19 protein-coding genes are annotated in these 18,472 nt (G+C 71.3%); 7 read left to right on the top strand and 12 right to left on the bottom strand.

Features of this window, described 5'->3' with window-relative positions; translation table 11 throughout:
• Nucleotides 1–32: 32 nt before the first annotated feature.
• The 4 genes from AC5P1C_RS14655 to AC5P1C_RS14640 are packed head-to-tail and all read right to left on the bottom strand — an operon-like array spanning nucleotide 33 to nucleotide 4,219.
• Nucleotides 33–1,082 carry a LacI family DNA-binding transcriptional regulator gene (locus tag AC5P1C_RS14655; RefSeq protein WP_493866228.1) on the bottom strand — a complete coding sequence of 350 codons (1,050 nt, stop codon included), beginning with the start codon at nucleotides 1,080–1,082 and terminating at the stop codon, nucleotides 33–35.
• Entirely contained in the window at nucleotides 1,079–1,906 is an 828-nt protein-coding gene (locus tag AC5P1C_RS14650) for a carbohydrate ABC transporter permease (protein ID WP_493866227.1), read from the bottom strand. Before AC5P1C_RS14650 ends, AC5P1C_RS14655 begins: the two co-directional genes overlap by 4 nt.
• Before the next feature lie 32 nt (nucleotides 1,907–1,938).
• Nucleotides 1,939–2,883, bottom strand: a complete 945-nt coding sequence (locus AC5P1C_RS14645; protein ID WP_493866226.1) for a carbohydrate ABC transporter permease — start codon at nucleotides 2,881–2,883, stop codon at nucleotides 1,939–1,941.
• Between the two features lie 43 nt (nucleotides 2,884–2,926).
• Nucleotides 2,927–4,219: an ABC transporter substrate-binding protein gene (locus AC5P1C_RS14640; RefSeq protein WP_493866225.1), complete on the bottom strand. Its 1,293-nt coding sequence runs from the start codon at nucleotides 4,217–4,219 to the stop codon at nucleotides 2,927–2,929.
• A 249-nt stretch (nucleotides 4,220–4,468) separates the two neighbouring features.
• On the opposite strand from AC5P1C_RS14640, the gene AC5P1C_RS14635 reads away from it, so the two are divergent.
• Together AC5P1C_RS14635 and AC5P1C_RS14630 are read left to right on the top strand one after the other, a co-directional pair.
• Nucleotides 4,469–6,490 (top strand): oxidoreductase, encoded by a 2,022-nt coding sequence (locus AC5P1C_RS14635; protein ID WP_493866224.1) that lies wholly within the window; start codon nucleotides 4,469–4,471, stop codon nucleotides 6,488–6,490.
• Between the two features lie 58 nt (nucleotides 6,491–6,548).
• Nucleotides 6,549–7,088: a PadR family transcriptional regulator gene (locus tag AC5P1C_RS14630; protein ID WP_493866223.1), complete on the top strand. Its 540-nt coding sequence runs from the start codon at nucleotides 6,549–6,551 to the stop codon at nucleotides 7,086–7,088.
• Nucleotides 7,089–7,175: 87 nt separating this feature from the next.
• On the opposite strand, the gene AC5P1C_RS14625 is transcribed toward AC5P1C_RS14630, so the two are convergent.
• Together AC5P1C_RS14625 and AC5P1C_RS14620 are read right to left on the bottom strand one after the other, a co-directional pair.
• Nucleotides 7,176–7,697 (bottom strand): hypothetical protein, encoded by a 522-nt coding sequence (locus AC5P1C_RS14625; protein ID WP_493866222.1) that lies wholly within the window; start codon nucleotides 7,695–7,697, stop codon nucleotides 7,176–7,178.
• Nucleotides 7,698–7,875: 178 nt separating this feature from the next.
• On the bottom strand, nucleotides 7,876–8,853 hold the full coding sequence (locus tag AC5P1C_RS14620; protein WP_493866221.1) for a fibronectin type III domain-containing protein: 978 nt from the start codon (nucleotides 8,851–8,853) through the stop codon (nucleotides 7,876–7,878).
• A gap of 214 nt (nucleotides 8,854–9,067) precedes the next feature.
• Between AC5P1C_RS14620 and AC5P1C_RS14615 the strand changes: the two genes are divergently transcribed.
• A complete protein-coding gene (locus AC5P1C_RS14615; RefSeq protein ID WP_493866220.1) occupies nucleotides 9,068–9,805 on the top strand; it encodes a glycoside hydrolase family 75 protein in 738 nt (245 codons plus the stop codon).
• 13 nt (nucleotides 9,806–9,818) lie between these two features.
• Here the strand turns inward: AC5P1C_RS14615 and AC5P1C_RS14610 are convergent, their stop codons facing one another.
• The 3 genes from AC5P1C_RS14610 to dhaK all read right to left on the bottom strand — a co-directional run bounded on the left by AC5P1C_RS14610 (nucleotide 9,819) and on the right by dhaK (nucleotide 11,907).
• Nucleotides 9,819–10,244 (bottom strand): PTS-dependent dihydroxyacetone kinase phosphotransferase subunit DhaM, encoded by a 426-nt coding sequence (locus tag AC5P1C_RS14610; protein ID WP_493866219.1) that lies wholly within the window; start codon nucleotides 10,242–10,244, stop codon nucleotides 9,819–9,821.
• Nucleotides 10,237–10,845, bottom strand: a complete 609-nt coding sequence (gene dhaL, locus AC5P1C_RS14605; protein ID WP_493866218.1) for a dihydroxyacetone kinase subunit DhaL — start codon at nucleotides 10,843–10,845, stop codon at nucleotides 10,237–10,239. Before dhaL ends, AC5P1C_RS14610 begins: the two co-directional genes overlap by 8 nt.
• Before the next feature lie 69 nt (nucleotides 10,846–10,914).
• Complete coding sequence (dhaK, locus tag AC5P1C_RS14600; RefSeq protein ID WP_493866217.1) at nucleotides 10,915–11,907, bottom strand: dihydroxyacetone kinase subunit DhaK; 993 nt, start codon at nucleotides 11,905–11,907, stop codon at nucleotides 10,915–10,917.
• 194 nt (nucleotides 11,908–12,101) lie between these two features.
• Between dhaK and AC5P1C_RS14595 the strand changes: the two genes are divergently transcribed.
• Nucleotides 12,102–12,476: a VOC family protein gene (locus tag AC5P1C_RS14595; protein WP_493866216.1), complete on the top strand. Its 375-nt coding sequence runs from the start codon at nucleotides 12,102–12,104 to the stop codon at nucleotides 12,474–12,476.
• Between the two features lies 1 nt (nucleotide 12,477).
• On the opposite strand, the gene AC5P1C_RS14590 is transcribed toward AC5P1C_RS14595, so the two are convergent.
• From AC5P1C_RS14590 to AC5P1C_RS14580, 3 genes are read right to left on the bottom strand one after another with little or no spacing between them, the layout of a single operon-like run.
• Nucleotides 12,478–13,140, bottom strand: coding sequence for an HhH-GDP family DNA glycosylase (locus tag AC5P1C_RS14590; protein ID WP_493866215.1), 663 nt, complete (start codon nucleotides 13,138–13,140; stop codon nucleotides 12,478–12,480).
• A 55-nt stretch (nucleotides 13,141–13,195) separates the two neighbouring features.
• The gene (locus AC5P1C_RS14585) at nucleotides 13,196–13,681 is read right to left on the bottom strand and encodes a flavin reductase family protein (RefSeq protein ID WP_493866214.1); all 486 of its coding nucleotides are present in this window, start codon (nucleotides 13,679–13,681) and stop codon (nucleotides 13,196–13,198) included.
• A gap of 14 nt (nucleotides 13,682–13,695) precedes the next feature.
• The gene (locus AC5P1C_RS14580; protein WP_493866213.1) at nucleotides 13,696–15,273 is read right to left on the bottom strand and encodes an FAD-dependent oxidoreductase; all 1,578 of its coding nucleotides are present in this window, start codon (nucleotides 15,271–15,273) and stop codon (nucleotides 13,696–13,698) included.
• Nucleotides 15,274–15,540: 267 nt separating this feature from the next.
• Between AC5P1C_RS14580 and AC5P1C_RS14575 the strand changes: the two genes are divergently transcribed.
• The 3 genes from AC5P1C_RS14575 (at nucleotide 15,541) to AC5P1C_RS14565 (ending at nucleotide 18,470) form a co-directional block, all read left to right on the top strand.
• Nucleotides 15,541–17,058 carry an SDR family oxidoreductase gene (locus AC5P1C_RS14575; RefSeq protein WP_493866212.1) on the top strand — a complete coding sequence of 506 codons (1,518 nt, stop codon included), beginning with the start codon at nucleotides 15,541–15,543 and terminating at the stop codon, nucleotides 17,056–17,058.
• Between the two features lie 75 nt (nucleotides 17,059–17,133).
• Nucleotides 17,134–17,718 (top strand): sigma-70 family RNA polymerase sigma factor, encoded by a 585-nt coding sequence (locus AC5P1C_RS14570; protein WP_493866211.1) that lies wholly within the window; start codon nucleotides 17,134–17,136, stop codon nucleotides 17,716–17,718.
• On the top strand, nucleotides 17,715–18,470 hold the full coding sequence (locus AC5P1C_RS14565; RefSeq protein WP_493866210.1) for an anti-sigma factor: 756 nt from the start codon (nucleotides 17,715–17,717) through the stop codon (nucleotides 18,468–18,470). Before AC5P1C_RS14570 ends, AC5P1C_RS14565 begins: the two co-directional genes overlap by 4 nt.
• The last annotated feature ends 2 nt before the right edge of the window (nucleotides 18,471–18,472 follow it).

The raw sequence follows: 18,472 nt of genomic DNA, 5'->3' as shown, positions 1-18,472 counted from the left end.
TACGGGGGTGGAGAGGTGATGAGGAGTCAGGTTCAGACGGCGGGCCCCGTCGACTCCCGGACGACGAGCCGAGGACGGTCGTCGAGCGACACGGGCGGCACGTCCTCGCCGCACTGCGCGAGCAGCGCACGCGCGGCTGCCGCGCCGACCCGCTGCACCTGCTGGTCGACGGTCGTCAGGCGCGGATGCAGCCAGCGGCCGATCGGGAGGTTGTCGTAGCCGACGACGGACAGGTCGTCCGGGACGCGCAGCCCGGCGCGCTGAGCCGCGCCGATGCCGCACACCGCCATGGAGTCGTTGGCGTACATGACGGCGGTGGGACGCTCCGCCATGCCGAGCAGTTCCTCCGTCGCTGCGACGGCCGCCGCCTCGGAGAAGTCGGTGCTCAGGACGGCGGCGGGCCGGGCTCCCTTGAGCTGCAGGGTCTCTTCGAAGACCGCGCGGCGCAGCCCGGTGTGCAGCAGCTCGCCGGGCCCCGACACATAGGCGATGCGCCGGTGACCCAGGTCCATGAGGTGGTCGACGGCTTCGTGTATGCCGGCGCCCTGGTTGCCCAGGCCCACCGTGGGCACGAGTGCGTCCGGCCGTGGCGCGCCGAGCAGCACGGCGGGCAGCCCCAGGCCGCGCAGGAGCGGCGGGCGGGGATCGTCGGCACGGGCGTCGGTCAGGACGGCGCCATCGACGCGGCCCTCGGCGGCAAGGCGTTCGTACAGCGCGCTCTCCTCGGCCACGTCCGTGACCAGGTGGAGCAGCAAGCCGTAGCCGCGCGGCGCCAGTTCGCCCTCCAGACCGGTGATCAGCTCGCTGAAGTGCGGGTCCGCGCCGAGCACGTCCGTGGGGCGGCGCACGACGAGGGCGAGCGTGCGGGTCCGCGCGCTGCGCAGGGCCGTCGCCGTGGCGCTCGGCGACCAGCCGAGCTGCGCGGCCGCGTCCAGGATGCGGCGCCGGGTGGCCTCGGAGATGCGCCCCTTGGCGTTGAAGGCCTGCGAGACGGCGGCCGTGGAGACCCCGGCCACAGCGGCTACCGCCTTGATCGTCGGACGTCCGCCGTTGTCCCTGCGGGATGCTTCCGAGCCGCTCACATCTTCACCGCCCCACTGACGAGGGCCTGCTGCATCCGCTTCTGCAACACCGTGTAGACGGCCCATACCGGTACGAGAGTCAGTACCGTACCGGCGGTGAGCACCCCGTAATCCGTCCCCGTCAGGGACTTGAGGGTGGGCAGGGCCACCTGCACGGTGCGCTGGGACGGGTCGGGGCCGATGATCACGAGCGAGTACAGGTACTCGTTCCAGAACGTCAGGAAGTTCAGGAGCAGCACCGTCGCGATGCCGGGCAGACACATCGGCGTATAGACGTGGCGCAGGACCGCGAACGTGGAGGCGCCGTCCATGCGCGCCGCCTCCTCCATCTCCTGGGGGATGGTCCGCATGAACTGCACCAGGATGACGACGGACAGTGGCATCGCGGTGGCGGGCAGGAAGAGCACCATGAAGAGGCGCGTGTGGAACAAGCCCGTCGCCGCGGCGAGCAGGAACGTCGGGAAGAGCGCGGCGAACGTCGGGATGAGGAAGCCCAGCGAGAAGACCTTCTCCACGAAGGCCCCCATCCGGCCCGTCGCGCGGGCGATCGCGAACGCCGCGGGAATGGCGAGCGCAAGGGTCAGCGCGAGCGAGAAGACCGTCACAAGCGCCGAGTTGACGACCGCAAGGCCCAGATCGGCACTCTCGAAGGCCGTGGTGAAGTTGCCGAACGACAGTGAGGTGGGAAGGGAGAAGGGGCTCGCGAAGATCTGGTCGTTCGTCTTGAAGGCGGAGGCGAGCAGATAGTAGAGGGGGACGACGAGCAGCGCCGCGTACGCCCACGCCAGGATGTGCGCGGGCAGCCAGGACTTTCCGTGTTTCAAGGTGACCGGCTCCAATCGGGGGTCGTACGGCGTCAGTAGTTCTGGCGGAACGCGCGGCGGATGGTGAGCAGACCGACGAGACCGACCAGGAAGAGGACCACGCCGACGGTCTGGCTGTAGCCGAGGTCGGCTGCGATGAACGCCTTCTGGTAGACGAGGAACGACAGCGTCGTCGACGAACTGCCGGGCCCGCCCTGCGTGAGCAGCAGGACGTGCTGGGCGGAGCCGAAGAACGTCCAGAGGAACTGGAGCATCGTCACCACACCCACGAACTCGCGAATGACCGGGAAGTGCACGCCCCACATCGTTCGCCAGTGCCCGGCGCCGTCCAGTTGCGCCGCCTCGCCGATCTCCTCGGGCACACTGCCGAGCCGGGCGGCGAACAGGACGGCCGTGAAGCCGATGCCGCCCCAGACGTCGAGCACGATCAGACACGCGAGGGCCGTCGAGGGCGAGGCCAGCCAGGCGTCGGTGACCGAGCCGAGGCCCACCGACTTCAGCGCGCCGTTGACCAGGCCGTCGGGGGAGAGCGCCGCGTAGAACACCATCGCCTTGGCCGGGGTGGAGATCAGGCCGGGGATGAAGAGGAGGTAGCGCAGGACGCGGTGGCCCGGCGGCTTCTGCGCCACGTAGTAGCCCAGCATGTACGCGCACACGATCATGATCGGCAGCGCGACGGCGAGCTGGACCGCCGTGTTGCGCACGGCGTCCCAGAACACCGGGTCGTCGAGGACCGCACGGACGTTGTCGAGCCCGGCGAACGAGACGGGCTGCAGCATGCCCGGCCAGTGCAGGGCCGCGATCACGAAGATCGCGATCATCGGCCCGACCATGAAGACCAGGTACCAGACCAGGGCGGGGACGGCGAGGATCGTGCCGCCCTCGCGGCGGCGCGTGCGGACAGGTGGCTCGGAGGGGGCGGGGCGGACCTCGGTCCCGCCCGGCGGCACGTTCGTCGACATCGTCGGCGTCGTCATCTCGGGTGACTCCCAAAAGGCTCGGGCGGCTCGGGCGGGCGGCTCATGCGGTGCGGTACGCGGCTTCGAGCACGGAGCGCACCTTGGCGGGGCTGGTGCCGCGCGTGAACGCCGTACTGGTCGCGGTGATCAGCGGCTGCGTCGCGGCCGGCGGCACGTACAGGTCGGGCAGCAGGGCCTGGCTGACGTCGGTGCCGAGCTTCTGCGCGTCGGCCACCAGCGGGAAGTCCGTGCTGAGGGTGTCGGAGCGCAGGGCCATGTCACGGCCGCTCTCCTCGATGAACCGCGAGACGGTGTCGGGGCGGTACATGAAGCGCAGGAACTTCTCGACGGCGCCCAGCTTCTTCGTGCCGTTCGGGCTGATCCAGAAGCCGATGAGGGTGTACGTCCGCAGGATGGTCGGCTTGGCGTGCGCGGCGTCCGGCGCGAGCGGCCAGCCGCCGACCTCGGTGTGCCGGGCGACCTTCTCGGGGACCTTGGCCAGCGCCGATGACATCGCGGACTGGATGGCGGCTGCCCCGGTGTTGAACTGCGTCGTCATCGAGTCGGAGGTCAGGCCCTGCGCCTTGTCGGCGAAGACACCCGCGTCGCGCAGGGCGGTGAAGTACTCGATGCCGTCGCGGGCGCCCCGGCTGCCGCTGAAGTCGCCGGTCGTGAACACCTTCCGTGCCTCGTCGGGGGTGAGGAAGGTCTGGATGATCTGGGCGAGGAGCTTCTGTCCCGTCCAGTCGTTGCCGCCGACGGTCACCGGGGCGATGCCCTTGGCGCGCAGCTTGCGGGCGGCGGCGATCAGTTGGTCGCCGGTGGTGGGTATCGCGGCGACTCCGGCCTTCTCGAGCAGCGCGGTGTTGAACGCGACCGGCCAGTTGGTGGCGAAGTACGGGAAGGCCCGCAGCCGCCCCTTGCCGTCGGTCCAGGCGTCGAGGGCGACGGGCAGGACGCGCTTTCGCAGCCCCCAGTCGTCCATGTACCCCTTGACGTCGACGGTCGCCCCGACGTCGGTCCAGGCCAGCGTCTTGTCGTAGAGGTTCACCATGACGACGTCCGGTTCCTTGCGGGCGAGCCGCGAGGTCTCGTAGACCTGCGCGAGGTCGTCGCCGTTCACGAGGTTCTTCACCTTCAGGCCGGGGTTCTCGTCCCGGAAGGTGTTCAGGGCGGACAGGTACGTGGGCGAGCCCGGCGCGGTGGTGCCGAGCTGGCTGTGCACCACGAGCGTGTCGGGATCGGAATCCGCCGAGGCCAGCGTGGAACAGCCGGCGAGGGCGGGCAGGGTGGTGGCGGCGGCCAGGCCTGAACCTGCGGCGAGGAAGCCGCGCCGACTCATCGTTGAGCGCACAGCGGGATGTCTCCAACCAGGGCGATGACAACCAGGGGTTAATCGATATACCTGCGGGGGTGCGAGGAGCGTAGGAGTGCTCCGTCGAATGGTCAATCCCCTGTTGCGCCCTGCGAATCTTCCGGCGAAAGGGGTGAATCGGTCCCGTGATCTGCGCCTCACGCTTTATGCAACTAGTTGCACAACAGGTCATGCGTCCTCTAGAACTGTCCCGACGACACATCGCGACATCGCGTACGGAGGGCCCGCATGAGCCGCTACCCGAACCTGCTGAACCCGCTCGACCTGGGCTTCACCACCCTGCCCAACCGGGTCCTGATGGGCTCCATGCACGTGGGCCTGGAAGAGGCGCCGAACGGTTTCGAGCGGATGGCGGAGTTCTACGCGACCCGTGCGCGCGGCGGTGTCGGCCTCATCGTCACCGGCGGCATCGCCCCGAACGAGCTGGGCCGCCCCTGGGACGGCGGCGCCAAGCTGACCACCGAGGCGGAGGCCGAGAAGCACGCGGGCGTCACGGCGGCCGTACACGCGGCAGGCGGCAAGATCGCCATGCAGATCCTGCACTTCGGGCGGTACGCCTACCACGAGGGCCTCGTTGCACCGAGCGCGATCAAGGCGCCGATCAGCCCCTTCGTGCCGCGCGCCCTTGAGGACGACGAGGTCGAGCAGACCGTCGAGGACTTCGTGCGTGCCGCCGAGCTCGCCAAGCTCGCGGGCTACGACGGCGTCGAAGTCATGGGCTCCGAGGGCTACTTGATCAACGAGTTCATCGCGGCCCCCACCAATCAGCGGGAGGACCGCTGGGGCGGTGCCTACGAGAACCGCATCCGCTTCCCCGTCGAGATCGTCCGGCGCATACGCGAGCGCGTCGGCGCGGACTTCATCATCATCTACCGCCTCTCCATGCTGGACCTGGTCCCCGGCGGCTCGACCCTCGAAGAGGTCGTCCACCTCGCCAAGGAGATCGAGGCCGCGGGTGCCACGATCATCAACACCGGCATCGGCTGGCACGAGGCGCGCATCCCCACCATCGCGACGTCGGTGCCGCGCGGCGCGTACACCTTCGTCACGAAGAAGGTCATGGGCGAGGTCGCCGTACCGCTCGTCACCACCAACCGCATCAACACCCCGGAGATCGCCGAGCAGTTGCTCGCCGACGGCGCCGCCGACATGGTGTCCCTGGCCCGTCCGCTGCTCGCCGACCCGGACTTCGTGGCCAAGGCGAAGGCCGAGCGGTCCGACGCCATCAACACCTGCATCGGCTGCAACCAGGCCTGCCTGGACCACACCTTCAATCTCCAGATCACCTCCTGCCTGGTGAACCCGCGCGCCTGCCACGAGACCGAACTCGTCCTCGCGCCGACCCGCCGCAAGAAGCGCGTCGCCGTCGTCGGCGCGGGCCCGGCCGGACTCGCCTTCGCGGTCTCCGCGGCCGAGCGCGGCCACGACGTCACGCTCATCGACGCCGCGTCCGAGATCGGCGGCCAGCTCAACGTCGCCCGCAAGGTGCCCGGCAAGGAAGAGTTCGACGAGACCCTGCGCTACTTCCGCACGCAGCTCGAACTGCACGGCGTGGACGTCCAGTTGAACACCCGCGCCACCGCCCGGGACCTCGCGGAGGCGGCGTACGACGACGTGGTCGTCGCCACCGGAGTCACCCCGCGCACCCCCGAGATCCCCGGCATCGACCACCCCAGCGTGGTCGGCTACCTCGACGTGCTGCGCGACAGCGCGCCCGTGGGGGAGCGGGTCGCGATCATCGGCGCGGGCGGCATCGGCTTCGACGTCGCCGAGTACCTCACCGACAGCGGCGACAAGGCGAGCCTCGACCCGGCGACGTACTTCCGCCAGTGGGGCGTCGACATGGACTACAAGGACCGCGGCGGCCTGACCGCTCCCGACCGTCCCACTCCGCCGCGCTCCGTCCACCTCCTGCAGCGCAAGACGTCCAAGGTCGGCCAGGGCCTCGGCAAGACCACGGGCTGGATCCACCGCACCGAGCTGCGCCACCGCGGCGTCACGATGGTCGCGGGCGCGAGCTACGACCTGATCGACGACGCCGGCCTGCACATCACGGTCGACGGACAGTCCACGGTCATCCCCGTCGACACGGTCGTCCTCTGCTCGGGACAGGACCCGCGCCGCGACCTGTACGAGGAACTGCTCGCCGCCGGGCACAGCGCGCACCTCATCGGGGGCGCGGACGTGGCGGCCGAGCTGGACGCCAAGCGCGCCATCAAGCAGGGCACGGAGCTGGCCGCGGCGCTGTGACCCCGGGCGCCCTGTGACCCGGGCGTCCGCCCCGGACGCCGTACTTAGGATGGCCGCCATGTCACTCCCGCACGCGATTCTCACCGCCCTGCTAGAGAAGCCTTCGTCGGGGCTCGAACTGACCCGCAGGTTCGACAAGTCGATCGGCTACTTCTGGTCGGCCACGCACCAGCAGATCTACCGCGAGCTGGGAAAACTGGAGCGGGACGGGGCCATCCGCGCGCTTGAGCAGCAGCAGGCGACCCGCGGCCAGAAGAAGGAGTACGAGGTCCTGCCCGCGGGCCGCGCCGAGCTGGCCCGCTGGACGGCCGCGAGCCAGGATCCCAAGCCGCTGCGGGACACGCTGCTGCTGCGCCTGCGGGCGGCGGCGGTCGTCGGCACGGACGGCATCGAGGCGGATCTGCACCGCCATCTCGCCCTGCATCGGCGGCAGTTGGCCGAGTACGAGGAGATCGAGGAGCGGGACTTCCCGCCGGGCAAGGACACGGTGGAGGACCGGCTGAGGCATGTGGTGCTGCGGGCCGGGATCGATCTGGAGACGTTCTGGACGCGGTGGCTCGAGCGAACACTTGAGGAGCTCGGGGCGCCTGAGGTGTGACGGGGCACGCTCGCGCGGACGACGGCTGCCGCCGGCCCCGACTCACGTCGGACCGGCGGCAGTCGCCTTCTTTGTGGCCGCCCTGGATCAGAGCCGGTGCTGCGCGCCGCGGCGACGCAGGTACCAGGCGCCGCCACCGCCTGCGGCCAGGACCACGAGGGCCCCGCCCGCGACGAGGGTGAGCGTGCCGTAGTCCTCGCTGCCGCCCCCGAGGCCGCCCCGGACGCCGCGCGCGGGCGCGGACGTCGAGGAGACGGTGGGTGCGGCACTGGTCGGCCGTGCTCCGACGGTGACCGTCTGTGAACCGGCCGTCGAACCGTCCTCGCAGACCACAGCCACCGTATGGACCCCGGTGCTGACGTTCTGCCAGGAGGCGCTGCCGTTCGTCAGGGGCATCTGCCTGCCCTGGGCGAAGCTGGCCTGGCCGTTGCTCATCAGCGAGGCGTTGCCTCCGTCGGTGCAGGCCGCCGTGGTCACCGTGACCGTCGATCCCGTGGCGGTCACCGTGATTCCCGCGGCGTACGCCGAAGGAGCGGTCAGTGCCAGCGGAAGTGCAGCAGCGGCGGCGATGGTCAGGCCGGCGCGGACGAATATCTGAGTAGTACGCATGAGTCTGCCCTCCGGTGGCACGGGAGGCGGTACGTCCCATGCGCCGCCGGGGGTCGGGGAGCGCCCGTGCTACCTGACGACGAGCCAACGTGCCCTTCGCCGCCACCGCATGCGGACAGCCACCGGGCAGGTGACGGAATCCTTCGTACGGCCGACAGCTGACCCCGTGTCACGGGCGTCAGCCGGTGGTGACCGTCCGTTCGGCGGAGTAGCCGCCCCACGTACCGTCGGGGAGCTTGGCGCGCAGCTTCACGCGGTGCGTGTCACCCGGCTTCTTGCCCACGTAGAAGCTGTGTGTGGCCTTCTTCTGGGGCGCCGTACCGCCGAAGACCAGCGACGTGGCGGTCTTGCCGTCGAGGTGGATCTGATACTCCGCCACCGCGCCGCCGGTGCGCGGCGGCGTCCACGCCAGGTCGATGTAGTACGCCCCGTCGTCGTGGCGGGTCTTCGCACGGAAGCCCGTGGGCGCCGTGCCACGCCCGTCGTCCCGGCCCGCCGCGGTGGTGAGGCGGACGGCACGGCTGGCGGGCGAGGCGTTGTCGGCCGCGTCGAGCGCCTTGACGGTGAAGCGGTACTCCGTGCCCGGCCGCAGCCCGGTGACGAGGGTCTCGTGATCGCTCCCGGGCACGCTGTGGATCTTCGACGTGCCCTGATAGATCTCGTACGAGGCGACGCCCCGGTCGTCCTTCGAGGCGCCCCAGGACAGCGTCACCGTCCGGCCCCCCGCTGTCGCGCCCCGCGGCGGGCCGGGGCGCGACGGCGGCTCGTGGTCCTCGGCGGCCGCGGCGGGCGTGGTCACCGTCAGCTTCTTGCCGGCGGGGCCGACGTTCCCCGCGGCGTCGCGGGCGCGGACGGTGAAGGTGTAGGCCGTGGACGGTTTCAGGCCGACGACGTCCACCATGTGCTTTCCGCTCGGCACGCGCTCGACCCTGGTCCTGCCCCGGTACACGTCGTAGCCGGTGACCTCGGTGTCGTCCGTGGCCTGGTTCCACATGACGTGGGCGGTGGTGGCGCTGCCCGCCTGGACGGTGACGCCTCGGGGGGCGGCCGGGGGCTGCACGTCCTTCGCGTCCTGGTCGCCGCCGCTCCAGGCGCAGGCGGTGAGGGCGGTGGCGGTGGCGGCGAGGAGGGCACACAGGTGGGGGGTCCGGCGCACGGTCGTGCCTTCCATTCGGGCGGCATTGGTCCGGACCTATTTGACACAGGTGTCGGGTGCACATCAAGAGGGTGTGCGTGTGCTCCGCGGACCGCGACCGGTGGCCGAGGTGTAGGACCCGGGACAGATTGGGATGTCTGGTCACGTGCTTCAGGCTGCCGGCGTCCGCTCGTCCGACCAGCCGTCAGTTTCCTCCTAGGGAAGGTCCTTCTTCGTGCGCACCACCATCGCGACGCTCGCCGTCGCCGTCGGAGCCGCCCTGCTCTCGCCCGCGTCGCTGCCCGCAGCGGCGTATCCGCAGGGGAGTGCCTCGGACTTCAAGCCGACGGCGAACAGCGGGAGTTCACCGGCTCCGGGCGCACGGGAAGGATCCGTGTCCGCTGCCGCGCTGCTCGCCGAGGTGAACTCCTGCAAACAGGTATCGCGCGGCAAGTACCGTACGGACGACGGTGCCCGCGCGAACGTCCCCGTCTGCGGCAAACGCGGAGCGGTGTTCTGGAAGGCCGACATGGACATCGACTGCGACGGCCGCCCGAGCAAGGCCTGCAACCGGCGCACGGACCCGCTGTTCTTCCACGCCACCGCGTTCCAGGAATCCAACGGCCGTCAACTGAGCGCGGAGCGCCTCCCGTACGTCGTCGTGCCGGGCGCGAGCCGCCGCTGGAGCCACGTCGAGCACGGCATCACCGGCGGCTCGGTGGTCGCCGTGATCCACCGGGACGAGGTCCTGTACGCCGTCGTCGGCGACACGGGACCCACCGACCTCATCGGCGAGGCGTCGTACGCCGCGGCGAAGTCGCTCGGCATCAGCCCCGACCCCAAGTCCGGCGGCACCGGCGAGGGCGTCACCTACATCGTGTTCAACGGCCCCAAGGCATCGCCCATCGAGAGCCACCGGGCCGCGGTCACCCGGGGTGACGCGCTGGCCCGGCAGTTCGTCCGGCAGAACTGACCGGCCAGGCTCCTCACGCCTTCCGGTAGGAGTACGCCTCCGCCGCCGCGGCCTCCACCGCGGTGAGGTCGGCGCCCGACGAGGCGGTCACCACCGCCGCGACCGCGCCCTCCACGAACGGGGCGTCCACCAGACGGGAGCCCTCCGGGAGCTCGTCGCCCTCCGCGATCAGTGCCTTCACGGTCAGGACCGCGCTGCCCAGGTCGGTGAGGATCGCGACGCCCATGCCGCGGTCCACCTTCGCGGCGGCCTGGGCGATGAGCTCCGAGCTGGTGCCGAGGCCGCCGTCCTCGGTGCCGCCCGCGGGGGCCACGGGCGCGGTCGCACCGCCGCCCGCGAGCCCTGTGGCCAGCGCGGCGACGGACTCGGCGACGGGTCCGCTGTGCGAGACGAGGACGATGCCGACCAGCTTCTCGTCACTCGCGTCGGTGTTACTCACGTCCTGCCTCCGCGGTCTGCACGAGCGCGTCGAACAGGAGCGCCGACGAGGTCGCACCGGGATCCTGGTGCCCGATGCTGCGCTCGCCCAGATAGCTGGCCCGCCCCTTGCGCGCCTGCAGCGGCGTCGTGGCGACGGCACCTTCGTTGGCGGCGTCGCGCGCCGAGCCGAACGACTCCGCGAGCGCGTCGACCGCGGGGACCAGGGCGTCCAGCATGGTCTTGTCACCGGGCACGGCGCCGCCGAGCGCGCCGACCGCGTCGACGCCGGTGCGCAGCGCGTCGGCGAACTCCTGCTCGCTGACCTCGGCCGCGTCACCGAGCGTCTTGCCGGTACGCCGGAGCAACGTCCCGTACAGCGGCCCCGACGCACCCCCCACCGTTGAGATCAACTGCCGCCCCGCCAGGGTCAGTACGGCCCCGGGCGTGGCGGGTGCCTCCTTCTCCAGAGTGGCCGCCACGGCGGCGAACCCACGCTGCAGATTGCTGCCGTGGTCGGCGTCGCCGATCGGCGAGTCCAGCTCGGTGAGCCGCTCCGCCTCCCGGTCCACGAGAGCGGCGGCCGAGGTCAGCCAGCGACGGAAGAATGCGGCATCGAGCACGGAAACTCCTTGCGCGGTAGAACAGTTGGGTACGAAAGATCATGCGTCGTACGGGGTGACGGCCCGGAGTCAGACTCCCCAGCGGAGCCCGGCGGTACGCACCGGAGCGTTCCAGAGCCGCAGCAGCTCCTCGTCGACCTGGCACAGGGTGACGGAGGCCCCGGCCATGTCCAGCGAGGTCACGTAGTTGCCGACGAGCGTGTGCGCCACGACGACGCCGCGCTCGGCGAGGACACGCTGCACCTCGGCGTTGAAGCCGTACAGCTCGAGCAGGGGAGTGGCCCCCATGCCGTTCACGAGGACGAGCACGGGATTGCGGGGCTGGAGATCCCCGAGGACGACGTCCACGGCGTAGTCCGCGATCTCGCTGGACGTCATCATCGGGCGCCGCTCGCGACCGGGCTCGCCATGGATCCCGACGCCCAACTCCAGCTCGCCGGACGGCAGATCAAAGGTGGGGCTGCCCTTCGCCGGCGTGGAGCAGGCACTCAGGGCGACTCCGAAACTCCGCGCGTTCTCGTTCACCTGCCGCGCGATCGCCTCGACCCGCTCCAACGGCATGCCCTCGTCGGCCGCGGCCCCCGCGATCTTCTCCACGTAGAGCGTCGCGCCGGTGCCACGCCGTCCGGCCGTGTACAGGCTGTCGGTGACGGCCACGTCGTCGTTGACGAGCACCTTGGCGACCTGGATGCCCTCGTCCTCGGCGAGCTCGGCGGCCATGTCGAAATTGAGGACGTCCCCGGTGTAGTTCTTCACGACGAACAGCACCCCCGCCCCGCTGTCCACGGCGGCCGCGGCCCGCACCATCTGATCCGGCACGGGCGAGGTGAACACCTCACCGGGACAGGCGGCCGACAACATCCCCGGCCCCACGAACCCGCCGTGCAGCGGCTCGTGCCCCGATCCGCCGCCGGAGACGAGGGCCACCCTCCCGGCGACGGGAGCGTCCCTGCGTACGATCACGCGGTTCTCCACGTCGATCGTCAGGTCCGGATGCGCGGCCGCCATACCCCGCAGCGCGTCCGCCACGACCGTCTCCGCCACGTTGATGAGCATCTTCATGGGTACCTCCAGGTGGGGTGAGCAGTTAAGTCTCCGGGCCGGGTTTTACCGGGTCAAGCAGTGCGTTTGCGGAGCCGAGGTCAAGTATCGGGGCAGTGGACGCCAGAAGGTGCGAGGGAAGTGGCGGGTTTACCGTGAAAAGAAGGGGAACTTGATCCACTCCGGACGTTCGAGACGCGGGAGGCGAGCCGCCCATGGCGATCGCGACCTACACCTTGGTTGCACTGGACTGCCCCGACCCCGAGCCGCTGGCCCGTTTCTACGAGGCCGTGCTCGGCGGTGAGGTCCGGCAGTACGACGAGGACTGGTACGACCTGTACGCCCCGGGCGGCCATCGGATCTCCTTCCAGCGCGCACCGGACCACCGCCCGCCCAAGTGGCCGCAGGGCGCGTCGGATTCGCAGCAGCTGCACCTCGACTTCACCGTCGCCGACATGGACCGGGCGCAGGAGGAGGTGCTCGCGCTGGGGGCGACGCCCCTCGACCTCGACGACCGGGGCGGAGAGCGGGGCTGGCGCGTCTACGCCGATCCCGTGGGGCACCCCTTCTGCCTGTGCAAGGAGGAGTGATTCACGAGGAGCCGCGTCCGGCGGCCCGGTCGATGCTGTCCTGCGCCAGCTTGCGGTCGAGGGCGGCCCGGACGAGTGCCGCGGCCGCCACACCGGGCCGCTCGTCGCCCGCGAGCCGCAGCAGCGCGGACGTGGTCCTGGGCAGACCGAGGCGCTCGGCTCCCTGGAGCACCTTCGCGTCGAAGCAGGGCGCGTACTCGGTCCATACGTCCTGCACCTCGCGCAGGAAGATGTCCGCGCCGACGGGACCGAGGCCCGGCACCTGCCGCAGCAGCCGCTTCAGGGCCGCCGCGTCGCCGTCCGCCCGTTCACGCACCCCGCGCAGGTCTCCGCCCCACTCGTCGAGCACCAGCCGGGCGCCGTCGCCGAGCTGGGTCGCGGTCCGTTCGTCGTAGCGCCGGTAGCCGCCGCGTCCCAGCGCATCGACCCGCTGCTGCCAGGATGCGTCGGCCATCTGCCGCGGACCGCGCATCCCGGCCTCGTACAGCGCGCGGCTGCTCGCCACGGCGACGGACGCCCGGATGCGGGCGCTGAGCAGGCAGGAGAGGACGAGCGTGCGATAGAGCGGCTGAGGGGTGTCGGCCAGTCGGATGCCCGCCTCCGCCGCGTACGTCTGTCCTGAAGTCCTGAGCAGTTCGCGCATCACAGCCTTCTGGTCGGCCATGTCCGTCCTTTCTCTCGCATCCTCCCGCTCCGCACGCACCGCGATGTCGCAGATGTCAGCCCGGGTGGCCGGGGGTGAGGTCGGTGATGTCACTGAGGCGCAGCAGCTCCTCGTACGGCGGGGGGTCCGCGCCCGCCTCCACCGGAGTGAGATGGAAGCCGACGTGGTCACCCCAGTCGGCGTGCCGCTCCACCCTGCCGACCCACCAGGCGCAGGAGTCCGTGAGCACGGGGGCCCCGCCCGTGCCCGGCTTCCACCGGACGTCGGCGAACTTGTCGACACGGTCACCGCACTCGCCGCCGAACAGCCGTGCCAGTCGGTGCTGATCGCGCCGGAGCAGGTGCACTCCGAGGAACGCCGAACGTCGGGCCACTCCATACGTGTGGTTCGCCCGGGACAGCCACACCACGAAGCGGGGCGGATCCAACGCGCACTGCGAGCCGAAACCGACCAGGCAGCCCGTCGGCGCACCATCGGCGGCGGCCGTCACCACATACATCGGGTAGTCGAGGCGGTCCGTGAACCCGTCCACACTCACCACGGGAACAACCTCTCCTAGGCCGGGGAATCAGGGGAATCCGTGGAGTCCGCGGAATCCGGCGTCTCGTGGATCTCCAACGGGTGCGTGGCCGGGCCGTGCAGGACCGAGCCGTCGGTCGCGAAGCGGGAGCCGTGGCAGGGGCACTCCCAGGCCTGCTCCGCGTCGTTGAACTGCACCAGGCATCCCAGGTGCGTGCAGCGCGCGGAGAGGGCGGTGGCCTGCCCCTTCTCGTCGCGGAAGACCGCGCACCGCTTGCCGTTCAGGCGTACGACGGCTCCGCTGCCGGGCGGGATGTCGGTCACCGAGTCGACATGACTGGTGTGCAGCCGGTCGCCGATGAAGTGTTTCGCCGCGCCGGCCTGGTACGAGGCGAGTTGGCCGACGTCGCGGATCGGCGGCAGCCGGCGCGGGTCGTACAGGTCGGTCCAGGCCGGCCGCGGCCCGCCCGCGATATGGGCGGTGAGCAGGCGCCCCGCCATCACGCCGTTGCTCATGCCCCAGCCGCCGAAGCCGGTGGCGACGAAGACGTGCTGGGTGCCGGGATGGGCGTGGCCGACGTAAGGGAGGCGGTCGGCGGAGTCGTTGTCCTGCGCCGCCCAGCGGTAGGCGCTCTCCGCGTCGGCGAAGTGCGGGATGTGCTCGCGCGCCCACGCGTCGAGCCGTTCGAACCGGGCCCGTACGTCGCCCGCGCCCGGCTCGAACGACTCCCCGGTGACGATCAGCAGCCGCCGCCCGGCGTCGTACGGGGCGCTGCGCAGGGAGCGGGTCCCGTGCTCCGGCGTGATGTACATGCCGATGGGCGCCGCGTCCGACGGCACGGGTGCCGCGATCACCAGCTCCCGCCGGGGCTTGATCCGGGTGAAGAGCAGCGTGCGGTCGAAGACCGGGTAGTGCGTGGCGATGACGGCATCGCGTGCCCGGACCGTGGCGCCGGATTCCGTGGTCAGCCGGCAACGGGCGCCGTCGTGCAGCGCGGTCACCCGGGCGCGCTCGAAGATGCGTCCCCCCGCGCGGGTGATGTGCTCGGCCAGGGCCAGCAGGAACTTGCGGGGGTGGAACTGCAGCTGGCCGTCCACGCGTACCGCGCCGGCGACGTCGAAGGGCAGGTCCGTGTCGGTCACGAACGACGCGTCAAGACCGGCCCGGCGCGCCGCCGCCGCCTCCTGCTCGAGCTCTTCGACGCGTCCGGGGTCCTGTACGTAGGTGAAGGCGGGGGCAGGTTCCAGGTCCGCGTCGATGCCGAGTTCGGCGCACAGGGCCGCGGTCCGCTCGACCCCCTCCTGCTGCGAGAGCGCGTAGAGGCGGGCGTCGCCGACGCCGTGCTCGGCCTCGATCCCGGCGTAGACGAGGCCGTGCGCGGCGGTCAGCTTGGCCGAGGTGTAGCCGCTCACGCCCGCGGCGATCCGGTCCGCCTCGAGGACGACGACGTCAAGGCCCGCGCGGACCAGATCCCAGGCGGTGCACAGACCGGCGATACCGCCGCCGACCACCGCGACGTCCGCCGTGAGATCCGCGCCGGGAGCCGGATATCCGGTGCCGGGCGTGGTCGCCATCCAGTACGACTCGTCAACCGTCTCGCGTTGCGTGGTCATGTCTTCTCCTGTTGGACCGGTAGGGAGCCACGGCGATGGCGCCGTACGGGGGCGTCACGGCGCTGATGCAACCGGGTACCCCCGGCAACGCGGTCTCTCCCGTCACCGTCGGACAGGGCCTGCACCCAGGCTCGCGGAGACGGAGGCGGGCCACACACCGCAGGGGGCCCGATGGGTGAATGCGCCGCAGCGCGGCAGCGCGCGCAGGAGGCCGCTCCCGGAAGATGGTGGAGCCCGAGAGACGTCACCCGAGGCCGGAGGCCCCCCATGGAGCGCGACGAGGACGCCGGGGGCCTGCGCTGCCTGGTGACCGGGGCGACCGGATACATCGGGGGGCGCCTCGTCCCCGAACTGCTCGACGCGGGGCACCAGGTGCGGTGCCTCGCCCGCTCGCCGGGCAAACTGCGCGACCACCCCTGGGCCGGGCGGGCCGAGGTGGTGCGGGGCGACGCCTCCGACGCCGAGTCGATCGGCGCGGCCATGCGGGACATCGACGTCGCGTACTACCTCATCCACGCGCTCGGCACCGGATCCGGCTTCGAGGAGACGGACCGGACGACGGCCCGGATCTTCGCCGAGCAGGCACGCGCCGCGGGCGTGCGGCGCATCGTGTACCTGGGCGGGCTCACCCCGGAGGGCATCCCGGAGCAGGAGCTGTCGCCGCACCTGCGCTCGCGGGCCGAAGTGGGCCGGATCCTCCTGGAGTCGGGCGTGCCGACCGCCATGCTCCGCGCCGCCGTCATCATCGGATCCGGCTCCGCGTCCTTCGAGATGCTGCGCTACCTCACCGAACGCCTGCCGGTCATGGTCACGCCGAGCTGGGTGCGCACCCGGATCCAGCCGATCGCCGTGCGCGACGTCCTGCGCTACCTCGTGGGCAGCGCCACCCTGCCGGACGAGGTCAGCCGCGCCTTCGACATCGGCGGCCCGGACGTCGTCACCTACCGCGACATGATGAGCCGGTACGCGACCGTGGCGAACCTGCCCCACCGCCTCATCGTGCCGGTCCCCGTGCTGAGCCCACGCCTCTCCAGCCACTGGGTCGGCCTGATCACTCCCGTACCCGCGTCGATCGCCCGGCCGCTCGCGGAATCGCTGCGGTACGAGGTCGTCTGCCACGAGCGCGACATCAGCCGGTACGTTCCCGACGCGCCCGGCGTCCCGATCAGCTTCGACGAGGCGCTCGCACTGGCCCTCGAACGCGTGAAGGAAGCCCAGGTCAGCACCCGGTGGTCGTCCGCCTCCGCGCCCGGTGCCCCCAGCGACCCGCTGCCCACCGACCCCGACTGGGCGGGCGGCAGCCTCTACGCCGACCGGCGCGAGCGGACCGTGGACGCTTCGCCGCAGGCCCTGTGGCGCGTCGTGGAAGGCGTCGGCGGCGACAACGGCTGGTACTCCTTCCCGCTCGCCTGGGCGGTGCGCGGCTGGCTGGACCGGCTCGTCGGCGGGGTCGGCCTGCGACGGGGCCGCCGTGACGCCCAGCGGCTGCGGGTGGGGGACTCGCTGGACTTCTGGCGGGTCGAGGAGATCGAACCGGGGCGGCTGCTGCGACTGCGGGCCGAGATGCGGCTGCCGGGCCTCGCCTGGCTGGAGATGTACGCGGAAGAGGACGACAAGGGCCGCACCCGCTACCGGCAGCGGGCGCTCTTCCACCCGCACGGTCTGCTGGGGCACGCCTACTGGTGGAGCGTCTCGCCGTTCCACGCGCTCGTCTTCGGCGGCATGGCCCGCAACATCACCCGGACGGCCGAACAGCGCACCGCCGAAACCACGCCACCATCGTGAACCACGGGCAATCCGGCGACGCACCGGCTCCGAATCACCTCTGAAAGGCGACGAGCGTCCAGGAGGATTCACCGGGTGAACGAAGTGGTGCACATCAGCGGGGCCCCCTCCGCGGGCCCCGATCCGGCCGAGCTGCTGAGCCGGGTGGCACGCGGCGACCAGCAGGCCTTCGCCTCGCTGTACGACACGATCAGCTCTCCCGTCCTGGGGCTCGTGCGCACGGTGCTGCGCGATCCCGCCCAGTCCGAGGAGGTCGCCCAGGAGGTCCTTGTGGAGGTGTGGCGCAGTGCCGCGCGCTACCGGCCGGAGCGGGGGAGCGTCATGAACTGGGTGCTCACGATGGCGCACCGCAGAGCGGTGGACCGCGTGCGCTCCGTCCAGGCATCGGCCGAGCGCGACCACAAGGCTGCGCTGCTCGAACGCACGCCGGCCTTCGACGAGGTGAGCGAGCAGGTGGAGAACCGCCTGGAGCGCGAGCAGGTGCGCCGCTGCCTGCGCAGTCTCACCGAACTGCAGCGTCAGTCGGTCACCCTGGCCTACTACCGGGGGCTGACCTATCGGGAGGTCGGCGAGCTCCTCTCCGTACCCCTGGGGACGGTCAAGACTCGGCTGCGCGACGGCCTCATCCGCCTGCGCGACTGCCTGGGGGTGAGCGCGTGAGCGCCGCCGATCTGCACACGCTGACGGGCGCGTTCGTCCTGCATGCCCTCATCGACGAGGAGCGCACGGAGTTCGAGCGGCATCTGGAGGTGTGCGACGCCTGCGCCCAGGAGGTCAGCGAACTGGCCGCGACAGCGGGGCGGTTGGCCCGCGCCGTGTCGTACGCCCCTCCGGCGGACATGAAGGCCGAGGTGCTGCGGCGGGTCGCCACCGTCCGCCAACTGCCCCCGCGCATCCCCACATCGGGGAAGACAAGCGGCGGCTCGGGCCGTGCACGGCAACTGTCCCGCTTCGCCCTCGCCGCGTGCCTCGCGGCGGCCGCGGCCTTCGGCGGGATCGCCGTGTGGCAGCACCAGCGGGCCGACGAGGCGGGCGAGCGTGAACAGCAGGCGCAGCGCCGGTCCGAGGAGCTGGCGAAGGTGCTCGCGGCGCCGGACGCCAAGGCCTCCACCGCCCGGCTCCCCGACGGCGCGACCGGCACGGTCGTGATCGCCAAGAGCCTCGACCAGGCGGTCTTCGTGGCGGCCAAGATGCCCGAGCCGCCCTCGGGAAAGGTCTATCAACTGTGGTTCAACGACGACGGTTCGATGCGTTCGGCGGGTCTGATGGATCCGGCCCGCGGCACCGAGGCGGTGCTGCTCGACGGTCCGGTGGACGAGGCGTCCGGCATCGGCATCACCGTGGAGCCGGCGGGCGGCTCCGAGGAACCGACGTCCGACCCGGTGGCCCTGATGAACTTCCCCACGGCATGAGG

It is taken from the genome of Streptomyces sp. A18 (genome assembly GCF_059026065.1).
This window is presented reverse-complemented; position numbering and strand designations above follow the sequence as displayed.